Origin of the sequence: Flavobacterium davisii (assembly GCF_019565505.1) — a bacterium.
GTDB classification, from domain to species: Bacteria; Bacteroidota; Bacteroidia; order Flavobacteriales; family Flavobacteriaceae; genus Flavobacterium; species Flavobacterium davisii.
In genome coordinates this window covers 168,927-189,771 of sequence record NZ_CP067378.1, presented here as the reverse complement: position 1 = coordinate 189,771, position 20,845 = coordinate 168,927, and the positions used below count along the sequence as shown (strand labels likewise).

16 protein-coding genes and 3 pseudogenes are annotated in these 20,845 nt (G+C 30.1%); 17 read left to right on the top strand and 2 right to left on the bottom strand.

All coding sequences use genetic code 11. The features are described 5' to 3' along the window. Positions 1-73 precede the first annotated feature (73 nt). The 3 genes from JJC05_RS17850 to JJC05_RS00905 all read left to right on the top strand — a co-directional run bounded on the left by JJC05_RS17850 (position 74) and on the right by JJC05_RS00905 (position 1,759). Positions 74-640 carry a M14 family zinc carboxypeptidase gene (locus JJC05_RS17850; protein ID WP_309597383.1) on the top strand — a complete coding sequence of 189 codons (567 nt, stop codon included), beginning with the start codon at positions 74-76 and terminating at the stop codon, positions 638-640. Next, on the top strand, positions 592-1,218 hold the full coding sequence (locus JJC05_RS17845) for a M14 family metallopeptidase (protein WP_309597382.1): 627 nt from the start codon (positions 592-594) through the stop codon (positions 1,216-1,218). Before JJC05_RS17850 ends, JJC05_RS17845 begins: the two co-directional genes overlap by 49 nt. 61 nt (positions 1,219-1,279) lie before the next feature. Further along, positions 1,280-1,759, top strand: a complete 480-nt coding sequence (locus tag JJC05_RS00905; RefSeq protein ID WP_014165284.1) for an Lrp/AsnC family transcriptional regulator — start codon at positions 1,280-1,282, stop codon at positions 1,757-1,759. A 61-nt stretch (positions 1,760-1,820) separates the two neighbouring features. Here the strand turns inward: JJC05_RS00905 and JJC05_RS00900 are convergent, their stop codons facing one another. Then, positions 1,821-2,246, bottom strand: coding sequence for a DUF4348 domain-containing protein (locus JJC05_RS00900; protein WP_235877960.1), 426 nt, complete (start codon positions 2,244-2,246; stop codon positions 1,821-1,823). 354 nt (positions 2,247-2,600) lie between these two features. On the opposite strand from JJC05_RS00900, the gene JJC05_RS00895 reads away from it, so the two are divergent. The 5 genes from JJC05_RS00895 (at position 2,601) to JJC05_RS00875 (ending at position 5,453) form a co-directional block, all read left to right on the top strand. Beyond that, positions 2,601-3,011 (top strand): DUF4297 domain-containing protein, encoded by a 411-nt coding sequence (locus JJC05_RS00895; RefSeq protein ID WP_235877958.1) that lies wholly within the window; start codon positions 2,601-2,603, stop codon positions 3,009-3,011. Between the two features lie 550 nt (positions 3,012-3,561). After that, positions 3,562-3,705 (top strand): hypothetical protein, encoded by a 144-nt coding sequence (locus JJC05_RS00890; protein WP_235877957.1) that lies wholly within the window; start codon positions 3,562-3,564, stop codon positions 3,703-3,705. A 2-nt stretch (positions 3,706-3,707) separates the two neighbouring features. Beyond that, positions 3,708-4,013 (top strand): AAA family ATPase, encoded by a 306-nt coding sequence (locus tag JJC05_RS00885; protein ID WP_235877955.1) that lies wholly within the window; start codon positions 3,708-3,710, stop codon positions 4,011-4,013. Between the two features lie 131 nt (positions 4,014-4,144). Further along, the gene (locus JJC05_RS00880; RefSeq protein WP_235877952.1) at positions 4,145-4,567 is read left to right on the top strand and encodes a hypothetical protein; all 423 of its coding nucleotides are present in this window, start codon (positions 4,145-4,147) and stop codon (positions 4,565-4,567) included. A 499-nt stretch (positions 4,568-5,066) separates the two neighbouring features. Continuing rightward, the gene (locus JJC05_RS00875; RefSeq protein ID WP_235877951.1) at positions 5,067-5,453 is read left to right on the top strand and encodes a hypothetical protein; all 387 of its coding nucleotides are present in this window, start codon (positions 5,067-5,069) and stop codon (positions 5,451-5,453) included. Positions 5,454-5,499: 46 nt separating this feature from the next. Here JJC05_RS00875 and JJC05_RS00870 read toward each other — a convergent pair. Then, positions 5,500-8,930: pseudogene (locus JJC05_RS00870) on the bottom strand (methylmalonyl-CoA mutase family protein). Positions 8,931-9,059: 129 nt separating this feature from the next. Between JJC05_RS00870 and JJC05_RS00865 the strand changes: the two are divergent. From JJC05_RS00865 to pyrG, 9 genes and pseudogenes are all read left to right on the top strand, one after another. Beyond that, positions 9,060-9,782: a DUF4197 domain-containing protein gene (locus tag JJC05_RS00865; protein ID WP_235877950.1), complete on the top strand. Its 723-nt coding sequence runs from the start codon at positions 9,060-9,062 to the stop codon at positions 9,780-9,782. A gap of 362 nt (positions 9,783-10,144) precedes the next feature. Further along, positions 10,145-10,627, top strand: coding sequence for a hypothetical protein (locus JJC05_RS00860; RefSeq protein ID WP_235877948.1), 483 nt, complete (start codon positions 10,145-10,147; stop codon positions 10,625-10,627). A gap of 127 nt (positions 10,628-10,754) precedes the next feature. Then, on the top strand, positions 10,755-11,516 hold the full coding sequence (locus JJC05_RS00855) for a hypothetical protein (RefSeq protein WP_235877946.1): 762 nt from the start codon (positions 10,755-10,757) through the stop codon (positions 11,514-11,516). A gap of 889 nt (positions 11,517-12,405) precedes the next feature. Next, positions 12,406-13,936, top strand: a pseudogene (gene guaA, locus JJC05_RS00850) (glutamine-hydrolyzing GMP synthase). 96 nt (positions 13,937-14,032) lie between these two features. Next, complete coding sequence (locus tag JJC05_RS00845) at positions 14,033-16,012, top strand: LysM peptidoglycan-binding domain-containing protein (RefSeq protein WP_235877944.1); 1,980 nt, start codon at positions 14,033-14,035, stop codon at positions 16,010-16,012. A gap of 297 nt (positions 16,013-16,309) precedes the next feature. Continuing rightward, on the top strand, positions 16,310-18,226 hold the full coding sequence (locus JJC05_RS00840) for a LysM peptidoglycan-binding domain-containing protein (protein ID WP_105196974.1): 1,917 nt from the start codon (positions 16,310-16,312) through the stop codon (positions 18,224-18,226). After that, positions 18,226-18,629 (top strand): annotated as a pseudogene (locus JJC05_RS00835) (OsmC family protein). Before JJC05_RS00840 ends, JJC05_RS00835 begins: the two are co-directional and overlap by 1 nt. A gap of 213 nt (positions 18,630-18,842) precedes the next feature. Then, a complete protein-coding gene (locus JJC05_RS00830; RefSeq protein WP_088390917.1) occupies positions 18,843-19,067 on the top strand; it encodes a DUF3820 family protein in 225 nt (74 codons plus the stop codon). 141 nt (positions 19,068-19,208) lie between these two features. Then, positions 19,209-20,822, top strand: coding sequence for a CTP synthase (gene pyrG, locus JJC05_RS00825; protein WP_088390915.1), 1,614 nt, complete (start codon positions 19,209-19,211; stop codon positions 20,820-20,822). The last annotated feature ends 23 nt before the right edge of the window (positions 20,823-20,845 follow it).

The window sequence follows — 20,845 nt, the reverse complement described above, 5'->3', positions numbered from 1 at the left end:
TTAATTTTTAAAGGTATTTTTTTTCGAGGAAAAACTATGCGATTATCTTAAATTATTAAAAAATCAGATAAAAATGGATTTTTATTTAAAATATAAAGAAAAAAGTATTTCAGGACGTTATCTTACCAATACTCACTTAGAAAGAGTATTAAAAGAATTGAGCCCTCGTTTCCAAAAAACAATTTTAGGTCAATCAGTAGAAGGACGTCCTATTTATTCCGTTACGTTTGGAACAGGAACCACCAAAATATTTATGTGGTCGCAAATGCACGGAAATGAATCCACAACCACCAAAGCATTATTTGATTTTTTTAAATTTTTAGATTCAAATGATTCATTGGCCAAAGCAATAGCGGAAGCATGCACCTTATTTATTATACCTATTGTTAATCCAGATGGAGCAGCTGCTTATACAAGAGTAAATGCTAATCAAATAGATTTAAATCGAGATTCAGTAGCCTTAACACAACCAGAATCACAAATTCTACGAAAAGTATTTCAAGAATTTAAGCCCGATTTTTGTTTTAACCTTCATGATCAACGTACAATATTTGGAGTAGGTAATTTAGATAAGCCGGCAACAATTTCTTTTTGGCACCTTCTTTTAATGAAGCTTGCGAATATAATGAATGCAGATTAAAAGCAGTAAGAGTAATTTTAGCAATGAATACTGAATTACAAAAGTATATACCTGATCAAATAGGAAGATTTGATGATACTTTTAATTTAAATTGCATTGGAGATTATTTTCAGTATTCAGGAGTACCTACTATTTTGTTCGAAGCTGGGCATTATCAAAATGATTATGAAAGAGAAGAAACCAGAAAATATATATATATAGCATATATAGCAGGATTAAAATCTATTATTTCCTTAAAAAAAGAAGAAGTAGATTTAAAAGAATATTTGAATATTCCGCAAAATAAAATCAATTTTTATGACTTTATTTACAAAAATATTAGGTTAAAAGACGAATCTTTAGATATTATTACTAAATTTGCATCCCACTATAAAGAAGTCCTTTTTGAAGAAAAGGTATATTTTGAAGCCGAAATTGTGAAAATTGGTGACTTAGAAAGAAGTTTCGCACATCAGATTTATGACCTAGAAGGCGGGTTATATCAGGATGAATTTGGAAATTATCCCAAACCAGGAGGAAATATTGATTTTTCTGTAAATATTAACAATATTTTTGTAAATGGTGTACTTAAAAAGTGATATTTTTGAATTATTTTAAACAAAAACTAAAAAAATAAAACACAAACAAAGAAATAATTATATGAGTAAGTTTAAACTAGATGAGGTTGATCATCAGATTTTGGATATGTTAATTGATAATACGAGGATACCATTTACAGATATTGCAAAAAAGCTTTTAATTTCAGCAGGGACTGTTCATGTACGTGTTAAAAAATTAGAAGATGCAGGTATTATTCAAGGATCTTCATTAACATTGGATTATGAAAAATTAGGATATTCATTTATTGCCTACGTTGGAGTATTTTTAAATAATACATCACAAACCAAGTTTGTTTTAGAAAGAATTAATGAAATACCTTTTGTAACAGTTGCTCACGTGACTACAGGAAAATTTAATATTTTCTGTAAGATTAGAGCAAAAGACACAAAACATGCTAAAGATGTAATCTATATGATTGACGATATTGATGGGGTGTATAGAACAGAAACTATGATTTCTTTAGAAGAAAGTATCAATGATAAGAAAAGATTAATGCACACAATCTTTAGAGAAATGTAAATTATTAATACTGATAATTTTACAAAAAGAGTGTTGATTTTTTTCAATACTCTTTTTTTATTTATATCGATTGGTTATTACACGAAATCAATAGCCATTTCCCGTTTATTTTCTCAAAAATATAATCTGCATAAATGCCGTTATCGACACCTCTAATTTCAACAACTGCTTTATTATCTTTGAACTTAACCGTTTGGGTATAACGATCAAATTCTCTAGTTAAAGCATCTTTAGGATAGCGAAAATCAATAGTCTCATAAGCTTTTTTGTCTATTAATTTCTTTCCTGTGCCTGTTTCAGGATCTATCCATTCTTCGAGTACTAATGGAAATGTAACACGGCTTACTTGAAATACAGAATCTTTGCTAAAAGCATCAAGGAAAGACTTAAAATCATCATCTATAGATTTTGAATTGGTGTTTATTGAGGTTGGCGGTATCTTTTTGCCTCTTTTGGTGCTTCGATGGTAGTGGTTTCTTTTTTGCAACTGATGAAAAGTATAGCTAGTAATACTACAAAATAAGTTTTTAGCATATTTATTGGTTTATTGGGTTTAAGCAACTTTGCAAATATAATTTTTAACTAAAATTGAAACGCAATTAATTTTCTTTTACTACCTATTTAACAAATCATCCTCCAACTAAAATTTGTTTTAAACTTTTTAATTGTAGATTGTAGGATTTTATCTTAATATCCTTTTCGTTATATTTGGTTAAGTTAATAGAAATACAAAGTAAATATTTTTGATTAAAAAAGGGATTGTGATAAAAAATAAAACTAACAGATTTTAAGGTTAATTAATTTGGAAGCTATTTTATACCCTTAAAAATGAAAACATAGAATGATAAATAAAACAATAAATTCAGGGCCAGACGCACAAAACGGATTTGCTTTACAGAGAAACACTGCAATTTTTTTATTGTTGGATAATTATTTTAATAAGTTCCAAGATAAAAAATATTTCGTCTGTCTAGAACATCACGATGATTTTTTGTTTTGTTTTTTAAACGAAAATGATGAAGTAAATTTAATTGAAGCATACCAATCAAAAAAGAAAAATCCTAACATATGGCGATTGAATCCTGAGTTATATGAAATATTAACAAAATTATTGAAAACTGGAAAAGAATTAATTCAGGATAATATTCCTAAATCTTCAACATATAATCATATACTCTATTTTTCTTCTAATCAAATTATTGATTTAAAACATAATCCCAATCCGAAAGGCACAAAAAAGATAAAAGGTTAAAGGATATTTCAGTTTCTATAAAAGCAGACAATACAATTTCCAATTTTTCATTTTTACCCAATGAAATTAAAGAAAAAATAAAAAATAATATTACTGAAATTGATTTACATAATGAATTAGACAATTTAAGTTTTATTTATATCCCTTTTACTACAATCTCAAAAGAACAAGAAAATCAATTAGAAGGAAAAATCTCTGAAATATTTGGCAATAAAATATTCGACAAAAGAGCAGCTGTAAATGCTTTAATTTTTCTTTTTATAAAATAGAGAAAATTTATAATCAAGGAAATATCGTAAAATTATTAGACGAATCAAAAAGAGTAAGTAATCAAGAAATTGAAAATGCTTTTAAAATTTTAACTACAAAATCTAAATGTTTTGATTATTGGCATAAACAAGAAATTGAAATTGCAAAAACATTAAGAATTAGACCACTTGAAAGAGAGCAATTTCAGTTAGATTTCAATACTGCTTTTGATTTATTTAAGAGTATAAATGAACGTGAACATAAAAAGATTTTAAATTTTGTAAAAGACAATATTAATAATGTGACAACTTTTACAAATGAAGATAATATAAATGAGTTATTTGACTTATTTAAAAAATCACATTCAACTAATTTTAGTGATTTGCAATTAAAAGCCATTCTATTTGCAGCTCTTTTTGAAGTATTATATCTAAAAGAAAATTAATTATGAAATCTCAAGTAATTTATAAAAATATATTTATTTATTCCCAAGAAAAAAACACAAGTTTTTTTACAGATTTTAGTGAAAAAATAAACATTATTCACGGAAGAAACACATCGGGAAAGAGTACTTTAATTCAAGCTATCCATTATACTTTTGGCATTAATGATGAAAAACATAAATTAACAGAAATACTAAATGAAAACGTAATTTTTAGATTAGATTTTATTTTAAAAAAGAACAAAATGAAAATATTACAATTATTCGAGATAATGATTTTCTCTATATTAAAAGAGAAAATAAACCTTTAGAAAAATTTTCAGGAATTAATTCGAATAATTCCAAAGAGCATATTAAACTGAAGGAGTATTTTGATGATTTATTTGGTTTTAAATTACATTTAGAATCTTCTGGAGAATACAAACCTGCTTCATTAGAAGCAATGTTTTTACCTTATTATGTTGCTCAAGATTATGGCTGGGTTTTGGCTTTAAAATCATTTCGTGGTTTAGATTTTTTCAAAAATTTCAAATATGACTATTATGATTATTATTTAGGTATTTTAAACGAGTATGATAGAGTAGAAAAACAAAACCTTGAAAAAGAGAAAAAAGAGTTAGAAAATCAAATCAAATTTCTTACAAATGTAGAACAGCAAAAAGATGAATTAAAACTTTCAAAATTAATAGATGAATCGTTTATTTCTAAATCAATTGAATATTTAGAAACTTACAAAAAGAATAAAGAAGAATTAATTCAGAAAGAAAAAGAATATTTGCTAAAATGTAACGAACTAACTTTTAATGAAGAAAGATTAAAAGTTTTAAAAAAAGTAAATACTTCCTTAAAAAAGAAAACCCGCTAAATGACAATTGCCCAACTTGCAAACAAGGTTTACCAAGTTCTTTAGAAAATATTTACGAATATTTTCAGGACTTAAACAACACCGTTGATGAAATTAAAAAAATAAATGATAAAATTATTGGTTTTAAAGATAAAAAGGAAATAATCGTCAAGGACTGAAAAGTAAAATAAATAGTTTAGAAATTGAAATTAAGGAGTTAAAAGAGAAAGTTTCGAAAGATTATTCAATTTTAATAAAATATAAAATTGAAGATTTAACATTCGCGACTTGGTTAGATAATAAAACCAATGTCAAGCTTTCAGAAAACATTTCAAAAAATATAGGTGATATTACAATTGAATTAGGCAAAAAAATTAATAACTTAAAAAATTATAAAACAGATGAGGAAATAATTAAGATTAGAGATTCAAAATATTCTCATTTTAATAATTATTTTCAACTTTATATTAAAGAATTAGGCATAAAAGAATTTGAGGATTATAAATATACGAAGTTATTAATGGGTAGTTTCCCAAAACAAGGTGTAGAACTTCTACAAACAATGTTAGCTTATTATTTTGCATTTAACAAAGTAATTAAAGAAACAGAATATGTACATAGATTTCCATTTTTATTAGACGCTATTTTTAAAGAAGATATAGATGAAGATAATAGAAAAATTATTCTAGAATTTATATATAAGAATAAACCTAAAGATGAACAAATAATTTTTTCTATAGCCGAATCGAAAGATAATAAAATAACAGTGAATAATTATAACAAAGAATCAATGAATAATGAAGCAAAATTAATTTTAACCGACTTGACAAATAAAAGGTCAATTTTAAAACCTTTTAATATGGAACAGAAAAGACATTTAGAGGAAACAATGAAATTAATTGAATAAAAAATGCCCCGTCAGGGGCATTTCAATTTCTATAAATTAATTCCTCTTACATATTACGTCGGTATTGCCCTCCCACTTCAAACAAGGCGCTAGTAATTTGACCTAACGAACATACCTTAGCGGCATCCATTAGTTTTTCAAAGATGTTGTGGTTTTGGATCGCGGCTTCTTGAATGATCGCGATTTGTCCTTCTACTTCTTTGGCTTTGGCTTTATGTAAGTTTTCTAGGGTTTTGATTTGGAATTGTTTTTCCTCTTCCGTCGCACGAATTACTTCCGCAGGCACTACCGTTGGTGATCCTTTTGAACTTAAGAAGGTATTTACCCCAATGATTGGGAATTCACCCGTATGTTTCAAGGTTTCGTAATACAGCGATTCTTCTTGGATTTTCGAACGTTGGTACATTGTTTCCATTGCCCCTAGTACTCCACCTCTTTCAGTGATACGGTCGAACTCGGCTAATACGGCTTCTTCTACTAAATCAGTTAACTCTTCAATGATAAACGAACCTTGGATAGGGTTTTCGTTTTTCGCTAATCCTAATTCTTTATTAATAATCAACTGGATTGCCATGGCACGACGAACTGATTCTTCTGTTGGTGTCGTAATCGCTTCGTCATACGCATTAGTATGCAACGAGTTACAGTTATCATAAATCGCATACAAGGCTTGTAAAGTCGTACGGATATCGTTAAAATCAATTTCTTGTGCGTGTAACGAACGTCCAGATGTTTGGATATGGTACTTCAACATTTGCGCTCTTTCATTAGCACCGTATTTATTCTTTAAGGCTTTTGCCCAAATTTTACGTGCTACACGTCCTATTACCGCATATTCTGGGTCGATACCATTAGAGAAGAAGAACGATAAGTTAGGACCAAAGTCGTTGATGTTCATTCCTCGGCTTAGGTAATATTCTACATACGTAAATCCGTTGGCTAAGGTAAATGCCAACTGTGTAATAGGATTGGCACCAGCCTCGGCAATATGATACCCTGAAATAGAAACCGAGTAGAAATTACGAACGTTTTGTGTGATGAAATATTCTTGAACATCACCCATTAAACGTAAGGCAAACTCGGTCGAGAATATACAGGTATTTTGGGCTTGGTCTTCTTTTAAAATATCGGCTTGAACGGTACCACGCACTTGCGCTAAGGTTTTTACTTTGATGTCTTGGTACACATCGGCAGGTAACACTTGGTCACCGGTTAGACCTAAAAGCATCAACCCTAATCCGTCGTTACCTTCTGGTAATTCGCCGTTATAGCGAGGACGTTCTAATCCTTTAGCATCATAAACCTCTTTGAATTTTTTCTCTACTTCGGCTTCAAGACCATTTTCTTTGATGTATTTTTCACAGTTTTGGTCAATGGCAGCATTCATAAAGAAACCTAACAACATAGGCGCTGGACCGTTAATCGTCATCGACACCGAAGTGGCAGGATGGCTTAAATCGAAACCAGAGTATAATTTTTTAGCATCGTCTAAACAACAAATAGACACCCCCGCATTCCCAATTTTACCGTAAATATCAGGTCGGTGGTCTGGATCGTTTCCGTATAAAGTAACCGAGTCAAACGCTGTAGATAAACGTTTAGCTGGCATTCCTAAGGATACATAATGGAAACGGCGGTTGGTTCTTTCTGGACCTCCCTCACCCGCGAACATACGCGTAGGATCTTCGCCCTCACGCTTAAATGGATATAATCCCGACGCAAATGGGAATTCACCCGGTACGTTTTCTTGTAAGTTCCATTTTAAGATATCGCCCCACGCTTGGTATTTGGGAAGGGCTACTTTTGGAATTTGAGTATGTGACAGCGATTCCGTGTGTGTTTGAATCTTAATTTCTTTATCACGTACTTTAAAAGAATATATTGGATTTTTATACTTGTTTACTTTGTCGTCCCATGTTTGAATAATTTCCCAGTTGTACGGGTCTAAATTCATTTTTACGCGGTCGAATTCTTTGATTAATAAGCCTAAGAAATCTTTGTTACTTTCATTTATTTTTAAAGAAGATTCAATGATTCCTGCTTTATCGAATTGTGGCAGATTCCCATTTACCGATTCGATAGTTTTGAAAATACCGTATAACTTTTGTGCTACTTCCACTTGCGATAAAGCGGTTTCGTCATATTTGCGATTATTTTCGGCAATTTCAGATAAATAACGTGTTCTATGTGGCGGAATCACGAAGATTTTCTCGCTCATTTCACGTGTAATTTCAAAAGTCGATTTTAGGTCGGCACCCGTTTTCTCCACGATTTTATCCATAATCGACTTATACAAAGTATTCATCCCTCGGATCATTAAACTGTGAAGCAATGGTACCAAAAACCGGCATAGTATCAGGATCTACCTCCCATAAATTATGATTGCGTTGGTATTGCTTTTTCACATCGCGAATCGCATCAAGGGCACCTCGTTTATCAAATTTATTTAAAGCTACTAAATCGGCGAAATCTAACATATCGATTTTCTCTAATTGCGTAGCCGCACCAAACTCAGGTGTCATTACATACAACGATGCATCCGAATGGTCTAAAATTTCCGTATCCGACTGACCAATTCCCGAAGTTTCCAGAATAATCAAATCGTATTTAGCCGCTTTAAGCACTTGAATAGCTTCGGCTACATATTTAGACAAAGCCAAATTCGATTGACGTGTCGCTAACGAACGCATATACACACGTGGGCTATTGATCGCATTCATACGAATACGGTCTCCTAATAAAGCGCCTCCTGTTTTACGTTTGGAAGGATCGACAGAGATTAAACCAATAGTTTTTTCAGGAAAATCGATTAAAAAACGACGCACTAATTCATCTACTAACGAAGATTTTCCTGCTCCACCTGTACCAGTTATACCTAGAACGGGGACAAGCCCCCAGCCCCCGAAGGGGGTGCCTGAAATACTTTGTGAAAAGTATCGGGTTCGTTTTCTGCTAATGTTATAAGTCTTGATATGGTATTTACATCTTTTTCAGCCAATTTATCGTTTATCTCATTGGCTCCCCCTTCGGGCGCGGGGGGGCTGGTTCTGCTAGTGTAACCAACTCGTTAATCATTCCTTGTAATCCTAAGGCACGACCATCGTCTGGAGAATAAATTTTTGTGATTCCGTAAGCGTGTAATTCTTCAATTTCAGAAGGAAGAATTACGCCACCACCGCCACCAAAAATTTTGATATGACCTGCTCCTTTTTCTTTTAGCAAATCATACATATATTTAAAATATTCGTTATGACCACCTTGGTAAGAAGTCATGGCAATAGCATTAGCATCTTCTTGAATAGCCGTATTTACTACTTCTTCAACACTACGATCGTGTCCTAAGTGAATTACCTCTACTCCAGTAGCTTGGATAATTCGACGCATAATATTGATGGCCGCATCGTGTCCGTCAAATAAGGACGCTGCCGTTACTATTCTAATTTTATTTTGGGGTTGATACGGTTGTACTTGTTCCATTTTGATTTTTAGTTATCGGGTGCAATTTACTGATTTTGGGATAAAAAAAGAGGTGAAAAAAAGAAAGAAAATAAAAAAAATAAATTAGGCATATAATTTGTATATTTTTGAGTAACATAATTTAAAAATATGAAAAGAATATTTATTCTCGCTTTTTTGATTCCAAGTATGAGTCAAGCTCAATTGAAAGACTTTATAAAAAAAACAACGGAATCTGTAATGACTAATACCACAAAAAAAAATGTTTTCGATATTTCGGAAGGATTGAAAGAGGCATTAAATAAAGGAGTTACAAATCAAGTATCTAAACTTACTGCGGTAGATGGTTTTTATGGTAATGAATTAGTTAAAATTGTACTTCCTGATGAGCTGCAAAAAGTAGATAGTATGTTGCGAAAAATAGGAATGGGGAATTTAGCTGATGATGGTATTAAATCACTAAATAGAGCAGCTGAAGATGCAGTTAAAGAATCAACGCCTATTTTTGTAAATGCTATTAAAAATATAACGATAACGGATGCAAAAAATATTTTGTTAGGACGAGAAGATGCTGCTACAGCATTTTTGCAAACAGGAACGCGAAAACCTCTTTACTTAAAATTTAATCCTGTTGTGCAAAAGTCAATAGGAAAGGTAGGAGCTGATGCTGTTTGGAAAACAATTATAGATAAGTATAATAAGATTCCTTTTGTTTCTAAAGTTAATCCTGATATAACGGATTATGTAACAAATAAAGCACTTGATGGTGTTTTTACAATGATTGCAGTAGAAGAAAAGGATATTCGAATTAATGTTAATTCTCGTACTAGCGATTTGTTAAAGCAAGTTTTTGCTTTACAGGATAAAAAATAAAGGTATTTAATAAGTGACTTAACATTCAGTTTGTTACCTAAACGACAGGAAAAGTTCTAGATTATCAGTTTTTTAGAATATCCTCATCTAAAAAGAACTATTTGTATTTGAGCGTGTATAAAGGGGAAAAGGAACGGATTGATTACATATACAAATAAATTCTACTGAATTTAATGAGAATGTTATTTGTTTGAAAAAACTACTTATTTGTTTTAGAATTAAGACTTAATAGCTTTTTTGTGAATTATTTAGATTATTATTCTGTTTTAATCTTATTTTAATAGATTTATTTTCTTTTGTCTTATTTTTTGTTCTTTTGGCATGTATTTTGTTGGAAAGAGCGTGGTTAAATAATTGAAGAAATGAAGGAAAAAGTAATTTGGGGTCTTGCTATGATATTGATTATGGCATGTAGTAAAGAAGAACAGGTGTTAACAAATGGAGAAGTTATAACAGATTCAGGAGTTGTTAAAAATGCAGAAATAGAAGAGGAGGATTTGTATCAATATTATGGCATTAAAAAAGATCAAAATGTTGGACAGGTTACGAGTCAAATTGAAACTATAAAAGGATTAAAAGAAATAAATGGTAAAAAAATTGAAGTAAAAGAAACAGTATTAGAGTCTAAAGATGAAGAAAAAGGGATTGTTATAGTTAAATTTTTAGGAAAGGTAAATGATAAGAATTTTTCTAAAATAGTAACTTTTCAAGATTTGGTTAAAAAACCGAGTCAAGTAGAAATTGCTAGAAATTTAAATGTAGAATGGAAAAAAGAGTACAAGGATAACCCAGAATCATTGCCTATAGCGTTTGATGAATTATATAGATTAAAAAAAAACAGATAAGTTCACATTAGAGTATTTAAGTAAATGGATTGATTTTTATGTTGTTCCAAGGTCAGGAGCAAATTATTATTTAACTAATGAAGATTTAAAACAATCTACGATTTCGGAAGTGACGGGTTCTGATAGATTGATTAGTTTTAATTTTAGTTATAAGGGAACTAGAAATAACCCAGTTTCTGTTTCTTTTGATAAAAATAAGTATTATGAAAGATTCGTTTCCCTTAACAGAACTGAGACATCAAAATATTTTGCACAAGGTATTTTGACTGACTTTGGATCTTTCTTTAGAGGGTTTTTAAATTTAAAAGAGGAACAACTGTTTGAATTAGATTTTGATCAAGGTTCAGAACGTTTAATAGATAGGAATGAGGATAAAATATCTTGTAAATTGATTTTAAAAGATAAAAAAAATAAAATAATTGCGGATTTTTATTTTGAATTTGAAGGTTTTAAATCTTTAAAAAGATTAAAAACAGATTGGTATGCAGAAAGTTCAGGTGAATTGAATTTTTTTATGGCTAATAGAATGAGAGGAGTTAATGATGGCGATGTAACTAGTTTATTAGAAAGAACAATTGCTAGATGGGTAACAATGGTAAAAATGGGGATTATTCGAGATGATATTAATACGAATATTTTAGACCCTCAAAGTTATATATTGGTTTCAAATGGAGTTTATGCTCTAAAAATGATTAAAGAGGATGCGAGTACTACTTGGAAGCCTTCAACTCGTCGTGCGTTATATCAAGATGCCTTATGGTTACTTCCTAGATTCAAATTAATTAAAGCAATCAAGAAAGAAAATACTATTACTGTAACACTATCGTTTGTGCATGTAAATGAAGTGTCACTTTCTAATGTTCAAACAACGTTTAATATTGTATACTAATAAAATTTTGTAAGTATAATAAAGAGATGGGTGTTTGAAAAGTCAAAATTAAACCCAGATTCCGCATTAGACTTGGTTGTGAAACAAAATTTTTCAATAAATTCAAGTGCTCACGGAAAATTTTAGAAGAAGAAATAGTGAACTATTTTGATGATTAAAATTTGAGTACGTGCTTGAATTTGAAGAAAAATAAAGTGGAATAGATTTACTTCGTCTATTCGCTACGCTCGGGTCTAATGTGTAATCTGGGTTTAACGTCTAATTCATCACTTAGACGATAGGAGAAGTCGCATTATCGTATATTGTGATTTGTTTCAGCTATTAGAGCTTAGAGCTACGCTATTGGTTTTTTTATGGTTGAAATAAACAAGATGCTGTCCTTTTAGGTACCTTCTTTCTTTTTTTGATTGAAATGAAAGATTGCGATCTTTTAGGACAGCCTCTTTTTTATATTTATGACAATAGATAAAAAAATCTTAACCTCAGATTTTGTAATGAAGATGAAAGTAAAGAAATAAAAATACACGTAAGTTTTTCTTTCAGATGTGGGGGAAAAAGTAGTAGCTTAATCTATTGTTTTTCATTTTGACTAAAAGGAAAAGTCAAATTACGCCTGTTATGTGATTTTTCCTTAAAATTTACACTGAATTTCTAAAGAATGATCTAGGTTAAAGCTAAAATATTTCTACGATTAAAATACTATTTAGGAAATCAAGCGCCTCGTTTTTAAGGTGTTGTAAGAAGAGTAGTTGGAGTTTATAATTTTATTCTTTTTGCTTTTAAATTGAGAACAGTCCCTTCACTATTATAATGATATGCTTTTTAAGATTGTATTTATTAAAAAGATCCTTTATTTGTGAAATTTTTCCGAAAATGTTTACTTTTGCACATGCAACACAATGTACTTATTTTAGATTTCGGTTCGCAATACACACAGCTTATTGCACGCCGCGTTCGCGAGTTAAATATTTTCTGCGAAATTTTTCCTTTTAATCATGTTCCATCGGATTTAAGCAGTTACAAGGCTGTAATCTTATCAGGTAGTCCCTTTTCAGTTCGTGCTGAGGATGCTCCTCATCCTGATTTATCTCAAATTAGAGGTAAAATGCCTTTGTTAGCGGTTTGTTATGGAGCACAATATCTTGCTCATTTTAATGGGGGAGAAGTAGCACCTTCTAATATTAGAGAATATGGAAGAGCTAATTTATCTTTTATAAAAGATGATGAAGCTTTCTTTGAAGAGGTAAATATTAATAGTCAGGTGTGGATGAGCCATAGTGACACTGATTAAGCAATTACCACTAAATGGAGTACGCTTAGCCTCTACAAAAGATGTAGAAAATGCAGCTTATCGTATTGAAGGAGAGTTAACTTATGCAATTCAATTTCATCCAGAGGTTTACCATAGTGAGGATGGAAAACAGATGCTACAAAATTTTTTAGTTAAAATTGCTGAAGTACCACAAAATTTTACACCTAACTCATTTGTTGAGGATATTGTAGCGGAAATGAAAGATAAAATCCAAGATGATAAGGTAGTATTAGGGCTTTCAGGAGGTGTAGATTCAACAGTAGCAGCTGTATTGTTAAATAAAGCAATAGGGAAAAATTTATACTGTATTTTTGTTAATAATGGTTTGTTACGAAAAAATGAATTTGAAAACGTATTAAACCAATACAAAGGAATGGGATTAAATGTAAAAGGAGTAGATGCTTCAGAACGTTTTTTATCTGAATTAGCAGGAATTGAAGATCCTGAAACAAAACGCAAAATCATAGGGCGAGTATTCATTGAAGTATTTGATGATGAAGCACACCAAATAGAAAATGTGAAATGGTTGGCTCAAGGAACAATCTATCCAGATGTTATTGAATCAGTATCGGTTAAAGGACCTTCAGCTACTATAAAATCGCATCATAATGTAGGAGGTTTGCCTGATTTTATGAAATTAAAAATAGTAGAACCTCTGCGTATGCTATTTAAAGATGAAGTGCGTAGAGTAGGTAGAAGTTTAGGTATAGATGAAGAGTTATTAGGCCGCCATCCTTTTCCCGGCCCAGGTTTATCTATTCGTATTCTCGGGGATATAACCCCTGAAAAAGTAAGAATTTTACAAGAAGTAGATTTTATTTTTATACAAGGTCTAAAAGAACATGGTTTATACGATAAAGTATGGCAAGCAGGAGCAATATTATTACCAGTCAATAGTGTAGGAGTAATGGGGGATGAACGTACTTATGAAAAAGTAGTAGCCCTTCGTGCAGTAGAGTCTACAGACGGTATGACGGCTGATTGGGTTCATTTACCGTATGAATTTTTAATGAAAATATCGAATGAAATTATTAATAAAGTAAAAGGGGTTAATAGAGTTGTTTATGATATTAGCTCTAAACCACCAGCAACTATAGAGTGGGAGTAATTCTTATAGATGATATGAAAATAAAATGCCATGTAAAATAAAAAATACATGGCATTTTTATTTAAATTGGTGTTCTCAAAATAAATTACTAAACTTATGCTTAAATACCTACTTTTTATTTTTTTCTTTTTATCTCAATTTTATTACGCCCAACAAGAAAGAACACTCAAACACCTGATTCAAAAAAATGAAACATTAGAATCTATTGCTTTAAAATATAAAGTCTTAAAAGCAGATATTATAAAACTTAATACAGGAGCTGAAAAAGGAATTCAAGAAAATACAATTTTGATGATACCGAATGTACATTCTATTTCTTATATGTTAAAGAAAAATGATGTAAGCGCCGTACGTTATGATAAACATGAAGTCTTAAATAAGGAAACCTTATATAGTATAGCAAAACAGTATCAACTTTCAGTTGAAGAGTTAAAAGAAGCCAATCCATTGCTTACTCAAAATCCAATAAAAGAAGGTATTGTCTTAAATATTCCTCAACAAAGAATTCCTTATGAAAGGAAGGTAGTTTTTGATGGTAAATTTCATGAAGTACAATCACAAGAAACATTGTTTAGCATTGCACGCTTGTATAATGTTTCTGTAAAAGATTTAGAAGAAAAAAATGAAACTTTATTAAAAGAAGGACTTCAAATAGGACAAAAAATAGAAATTCCTAATAAAAAAAAGACAGTAGATGGGAGAGTGAGAATTATTAATAACGAAACTTTTTTTCATACAGTAGAAGCTAAAGAAACTAAATATTCAATTGCAAAAAAATATGGCATAACGATTGATCAATTAGAAAAACAAAATCCAGAGATTATTAGTGGATTCGTAATAGGAAATAAATTAGCTATTAATAAAAGTATTATTAAAGCACAAAATGAAAATGAAGAGTTAATGATTGCATTAGCAGAAAAACAAGCTATTGTTGAAAAATCAAAATCACAGACCGTAAAAATTGAAGATCTAGAAGATCGGTTGAAAGTTCAAAAAGAACTCAATAAAAAAATGGTTACGCTCAATAAATTAAATATTAATTTAAATGCTATTGATGAAACTAAAAATGGCTCTGTAGAACGATTACGATTGATTTTAGATGCTAATAAAAAAATTCAAGAAGTTTTGATTGCTAAATTAGATTCTTTAGTTGTTACAATGGAATATGATTTGAAAGAATTAAAAACAAAAAACATAGAATCTTTAGAAGAGTCTAAACGATTACAAAAAGAATCAGAACAAAAGCGGAAAGAAACAACGGACTTAGTACAACAATTAAAACAAGATTTAACGGAAAATCGTCGAATAATTGTAGGTGTTATGCAAAAAGTTCAAAAAATAAATCAACAAGAAAATCAAGAGTATAAGAAGAAAATACGAGAAAAACTATCAGATAAAGACCAAGTACGACTTAATGAAATAAAGAAAATAGATCAAGATTTGACAATAAAAGAAGGAAAAAAAGAAAACTTATTAGCTAAAATCAATGATTTAGAATCTGAGAAGAAAACAATTTTAAAACATAAAATAGCTAAAGCTACTTTTTATAGCATGGAAGCAAGAGAGTTTGATGATCGACTAGCATTATTAAAATTAGAACGAGCTCAAAAAAAAATTCCTGTAGCTCAAACTACTGATACCATAGTAACACTTGATCAGAAAAGAAAAACTTTAAGTGAAAATAATTCCAATGAAGAGTCTACTAAAATTGAAATAATTAATAATCTTCCCGAATTAGAAACAGGTTTTTATCTAGTAGCAAATACCTTTGCTGAATCAACAGAGCGTGATGCGTTTGCTCTTCGTTTAAGTTACTCAGGTGAGCGTCAGACAAAGTTTTTTTACAACATAAATAATTTGGACTATTATGTTTATACAAATAAATATCAAACATTAGAGGAAGCATTGTTTGAATATAAAGTAAAACCAAGATCTGATTTATTTAAAAAACTGTTCATTGTTCAAATCAAAAAGAACTCTAAATTTGACCTTGCAAGTAGTCTTTTTAAAAAAGAGTCAAATAAGATGAAATATATTTATTATCAGTTATTTATGAGTATGATTAAGATTCTTTAAATTAAGAAAATTGAATAAGAGATAGTTCAAAACGAAGATTGGTAGTGAAATACTAATTCTAATAATAATTTGATTAAGTAAATGCGTTAGATTTTATAATAAATAGGAAAAGATATAGAAGATAAAAATAGAGGGAAATTTTTTGAAAATAGAGTTTCACTACATTAAGAACAAAATCGGTATATTTTTTTAGATTCAAAATCATTTTAGGAACAATGAATTGATTTTATCTATTCACTTTGTTAAGATCTGATATTTAATTTTTTTTTAAACTTGCACTAAATATAATTTACACACATGAAAAAAATTTTTGGGATTTTATTTATTTTAGGAGGACATTTTGTGTCAGCTCAAGTGGCTATGATCAAACACAAAGTGATAAAAGGAGAGAGTATTTCTCAAATAGCGCAGAAATACGGAGTATCAGCCTCTGAAATTTATGATTTAAACCCTGATGCACGTACAAAGATAACAGACAATACGATATTAGTTATAGCTGTTAAAAAGAAAAAAGAAACCATTAAAAAAGAGGTTTTTAAAACCATTAATCATACCGTAATTGAAGGAGAAACTTTATTTAGCATTGCAAAAAAATACCAAGTTACACTTAGCGAGATTGAAAAACTTAATCCTACAGTTGTAAATGGATTAAAGATGGATGAAGTTTTGAAAATTCCTGTAAAAGGAGAGCTGAAATCTGTATCTAAAAATATAAATGCACAGCAAAAAATACTTATAGAACATACTGTTGTAGCTAAAGAAACAAAATTTGGAATAGCAAAACAATATGGTATTACAGTTGAGGAATTAGAAACTAAAAATCCCGATATTGCGCAAAAAGAATTAATTATTGGTCAAATTTTATTGGTCAAAGGAAATAAATCAAAAGAAGTAATAAAATCCAAAATAGAAGAGCCTAATCAAACAAAAAAAATAGAAACTTCTAAAGGAGCCACTATAGCTTATACAGTAAAAGCACAAGAAACATTATATAGTTTAACGAATCAATTTGGATGCTCTCAAGAAGAACTAATACTGATGAATCCTGATTTAAAAGAAGGTTTAAAAGAAGGCATGATATTAAAAATTCCAGCTATTTCTAAGAAGAGAGAAGTAAAAAGAGAAATTTTTGATTTAACAAAAAATATTTCAGCAGTAACGGCTAAAAAAATGGCTCTTTTGTTACCTTTTAATATTGCAAAATTAGATCAAGATACTATTAACTCTACTAAATCAAGACTTAAAAAAGATAAATTTCTAAACATGACATTAGATTTTTATTCAGGAGCTCTAATAGCGATAGATTCTATTAATAAATTAGGCGCAAAAGTAGATGTAACCATTTTAGATTCAGATGAAACACGATCTTCTTCCAATATTCCTACTTTGGTAAATGAATATGATTTAAAAACATACGATGCTGTTGTAGGGCCTTTTTATCAAAATAATGTTGAAAAATTAGCCGCTATATTAGAAACAGTTCCTGTTATTTCGCCATTATCTAAAGATTATGATAAAAAATTCCCTAATCTTTATCAAGCCACTCCTTTGTCAGAAGATATTAAAAGAGCCATGTTTGATTTTATGCGATCAAAAAATGGAAATATTATAGCAATAGTAGATCCTAAAAAACAATCAGCAAAGCAATATATACAAGAAAATTATAAAGAAACTAAATTTGTAAATGTTTCAGATACAGGTGTTTTGGAAGTTTCTCATTTGAAGTCATTATTAGTTGCGGGCAAAACAAATTATGTAGTAATGGAGACAGAAAAAACAAATTTAATTTTATCTATTACAACTAATCTTTTAGCTTTACAAAAACAATTTGATATAAAATTGGTTATTTTAGGAGAAAATGAAGCCCTTGATTTTGAAGAAATTCAAATGAATAGATTAACGAAATTAAAAATGCACTATCCTTCTCAATATAGAGTAAATACCTCTAAAGAATATCAAAATTTCGAAAATCAATATAAAAGAAAAAATAAAATCAATCCCAATACATTTGCTATTAGAGGATTTGATGTAACATTTGATACACTTTTACGACTTATACAAGAAAAACCTTTTGCAGATACGGCTAATGATAATAGTACAGAACAAGCAGAAAGTAGATTTGATTACCAATCCAATCCAGAAGGAGGGTTTTATAATAAAGGAATTTATATTTTATATTACGATACCGATTTAACAATTAAGCAAGCAAATTAATGGCAACTTCTAAAGTAACTTATTTAGGGGAATTACGTACCTCTTCAATTCATTTAAATTCAGGTACTGAAATACTTTCAGATGCTCCAATAGATAATCATGGTAAGGGAGAAGCATTTTCTCCAACGGATATAGTAGCTAACGCTTTAGCTTCTTGTATACTTACTATTATGGCAATTAAAGCAAAAGAAATGACATTGGATCTATTAGATTCTACAGCAGAAGTAACGAAAATAATGGGAACAGAACCTAGACGTATTGCTGAAATACATATAGTTTTTTCAATGTCTATAAATCCAGATGAAAAAACAAAAACTATTTTGGAACGTACTGCCATGAATTGTCCTGTTTTTCATAGTTTACATCCCGATATTAAAAAGAAATAGTTTTTAATTGGAAATAATTCAGTAAAAAAAGATATGCAATAAAAGGGTTAAGAGTAACCCCCAGATTTTTAAAAATTGGGGGTTATTGTTAACAAAAGATAAAAACAAGAATAGTTATAAATCAACCTTGTTTTTTATTTCGATTAGAAGATTAACAATAACATAACAATAAGATTTTTAATATTCTTTAGTTGTAAATGATAGGTTTTGATTAAAGAATTTGAAATTTAATGAACCAAGAACATCTTATAAAATTAGCCCATACTAAAATGCCTTTTGGAAAATATGAAGGGCGTTATCTGATTGATTTACCAGAACATTACATAGTATGGTATAAGCAAAAAGGTTTCCCTAATGGATTGTTAGGGCAACAGCTTGATTTAATATATGAACTGAAACTGAATGGGCTCGAAGAGTTGGTTCGTAATATTCAGCGAAATTTCCCTAAAAAATAAGTACCTGATTTTAGGAGTCTAAACGAATTTGCTTTTGAACACAATTGAAATTTATTTTTTTTGTGATTGCTAAATTGGAATTTCATACTAAATAATTGTATTTTTGCGCGGTTTTAAACAACAATACAACAACACAACACAATGAATCAAACAAAGTATATTTTTGTTACAGGAGGGGTAACTTCTTCTTTAGGTAAAGGAATTATTGCAGCTTCATTAGCAAAATTATTGCAAGCAAGAGGGTATAGAACCACTATTCAAAAATTTGATCCTTATATTAATGTGGATCCAGGGACATTAAATCCGTATGAACACGGTGAATGTTATGTAACTGATGATGGAGCTGAAACAGATTTAGATTTAGGTCATTATGAGCGTTTCTTAAATGTACCCACATCTCAAGCTAATAATGTGACCACAGGAAGAGTTTATCTGTCAGTAATTGAAAAAGAAAGAAGAGGTGAATTTTTAGGGAAAACAGTACAGGTCGTACCTCATATTACAAACGAAATTAAAGAACGTATGCAGTTGCTTGGTAAAAGTGGCGAATACGATATTGTTATTACCGAAATAGGAGGCACAGTGGGCGATATTGAATCTTTACCTTATATTGAGTCAGTTCGCCAGTTATTATGGGAATTAGGAGATGATAACGGAATTGTAGTGCACTTGACTTTAGTACCATTTTTATCTGCTGCGGGTGAGCTAAAAACAAAACCGACTCAGCATTCTGTAAAAACATTAATGGAGAGTGGAATAAAAGCAGACATTTTGGTTTGTAGAACAGAACATGAGTTAACTTCTGATATGAGACAAAAATTGGCTTTATTCTGTAATGTGAAAAAAGAAGCTGTAATACAGTCAATAGATGCCTCTACTATTTATGATGTACCGAATCTTATGTTAGAAGAAGGTTTAGATCGTGTAGCACTAAAAAAATTAAGTTTACCAGAAAAAAATACTCCCGATTTAAAACAATGGAATGAATTTTTGCATCGTTTAAAAAATCCAAAATATGAAGTAAACATTGGTTTAGTAGGGAAATATGTAGAATTACAAGATTCATACAAATCAATTTTGGAGGCTTTTATTCATGCAGGAGCAAAAAATGAAACGAAAATAAATGTTATTTCTATTCATTCAGAATATTTAGATGCTAAATCGGTAGGTACTCAACTAAAAGGTTTAGATGGCATACTAGTAGCACCGGGATTTGGTGAACGAGGTATAGAAGGAAAAATAGAAACAGTTCGATATGCACGTGAAAATAAAATTCCTTTTTTCGGAATTTGTTTAGGAATGCAAATGGCTGTTATAGAATACGGTCGTAATGTATTAGGATTAAAAGATGCCAATTCTACAGAAATGAATAAGGGGACTTCGGCACCTGTTATAAACTTAATGGAAGAACAAAAGAGTATAACAGATAAAGGAGGAACGATGCGCTTAGGAGCATGGAAATGCCAGTTAAAAGAAGGGTCTTTAGCAAAATCTATTTATGGAGTAACAGATATTCTAGAGCGCCATCGTCATAGATATGAATTTAATGGAGATTATCTGGAAGTAATGGAAAATGCAGGTTTGAAAGCTTCTGGAGTAAATCCAGATACGGGGTTAGTAGAAGTAGTTGAATTAGAAAATCATCCCTTCTTTATAGGAGTACAATATCACCCAGAATATAAAAGTACAGTAGCTAATCCACATCCTATTTTTGTTAAGTTTGTGGAAGCTGCCGTAAAAAATAAAATTAATTAGTTTAAAGTAAAATGTTGAATGTA

Excerpts from the sequence above, each read along its gene's own strand:
- JJC05_RS17850 (WP_309597383.1), top strand. The coding sequence starts at position 74 with ATGGATTTTTATTTAAAATATAAAGAAAAAAGTATTTCAGGACGTTAT.
- JJC05_RS00905 (WP_014165284.1), top strand. The coding sequence starts at position 1,280 with ATGAGTAAGTTTAAACTAGATGAGGTTGATCATCAGATTTTGGATATG.
- JJC05_RS00895 (WP_235877958.1), top strand. The coding sequence starts at position 2,601 with ATGATAAATAAAACAATAAATTCAGGGCCAGACGCACAAAACGGATTT.
- JJC05_RS00885 (WP_235877955.1), top strand. The coding sequence starts at position 3,708 with ATGAAATCTCAAGTAATTTATAAAAATATATTTATTTATTCCCAAGAA.
- JJC05_RS00880 (WP_235877952.1), top strand. The coding sequence starts at position 4,145 with ATGTTTTTACCTTATTATGTTGCTCAAGATTATGGCTGGGTTTTGGCT.
- JJC05_RS00875 (WP_235877951.1), top strand. The coding sequence starts at position 5,067 with ATGGGTAGTTTCCCAAAACAAGGTGTAGAACTTCTACAAACAATGTTA.
- JJC05_RS00865 (WP_235877950.1), top strand. The coding sequence starts at position 9,060 with ATGAAAAGAATATTTATTCTCGCTTTTTTGATTCCAAGTATGAGTCAA.
- JJC05_RS00860 (WP_235877948.1), top strand. The coding sequence starts at position 10,145 with ATGAAGGAAAAAGTAATTTGGGGTCTTGCTATGATATTGATTATGGCA.
- JJC05_RS00845 (WP_235877944.1), top strand. The coding sequence starts at position 14,033 with ATGCTTAAATACCTACTTTTTATTTTTTTCTTTTTATCTCAATTTTAT.
- JJC05_RS00840 (WP_105196974.1), top strand. The coding sequence starts at position 16,310 with ATGAAAAAAATTTTTGGGATTTTATTTATTTTAGGAGGACATTTTGTG.
- JJC05_RS00830 (WP_088390917.1), top strand. The coding sequence starts at position 18,843 with ATGAACCAAGAACATCTTATAAAATTAGCCCATACTAAAATGCCTTTT.
- pyrG (WP_088390915.1), top strand. The coding sequence starts at position 19,209 with ATGAATCAAACAAAGTATATTTTTGTTACAGGAGGGGTAACTTCTTCT.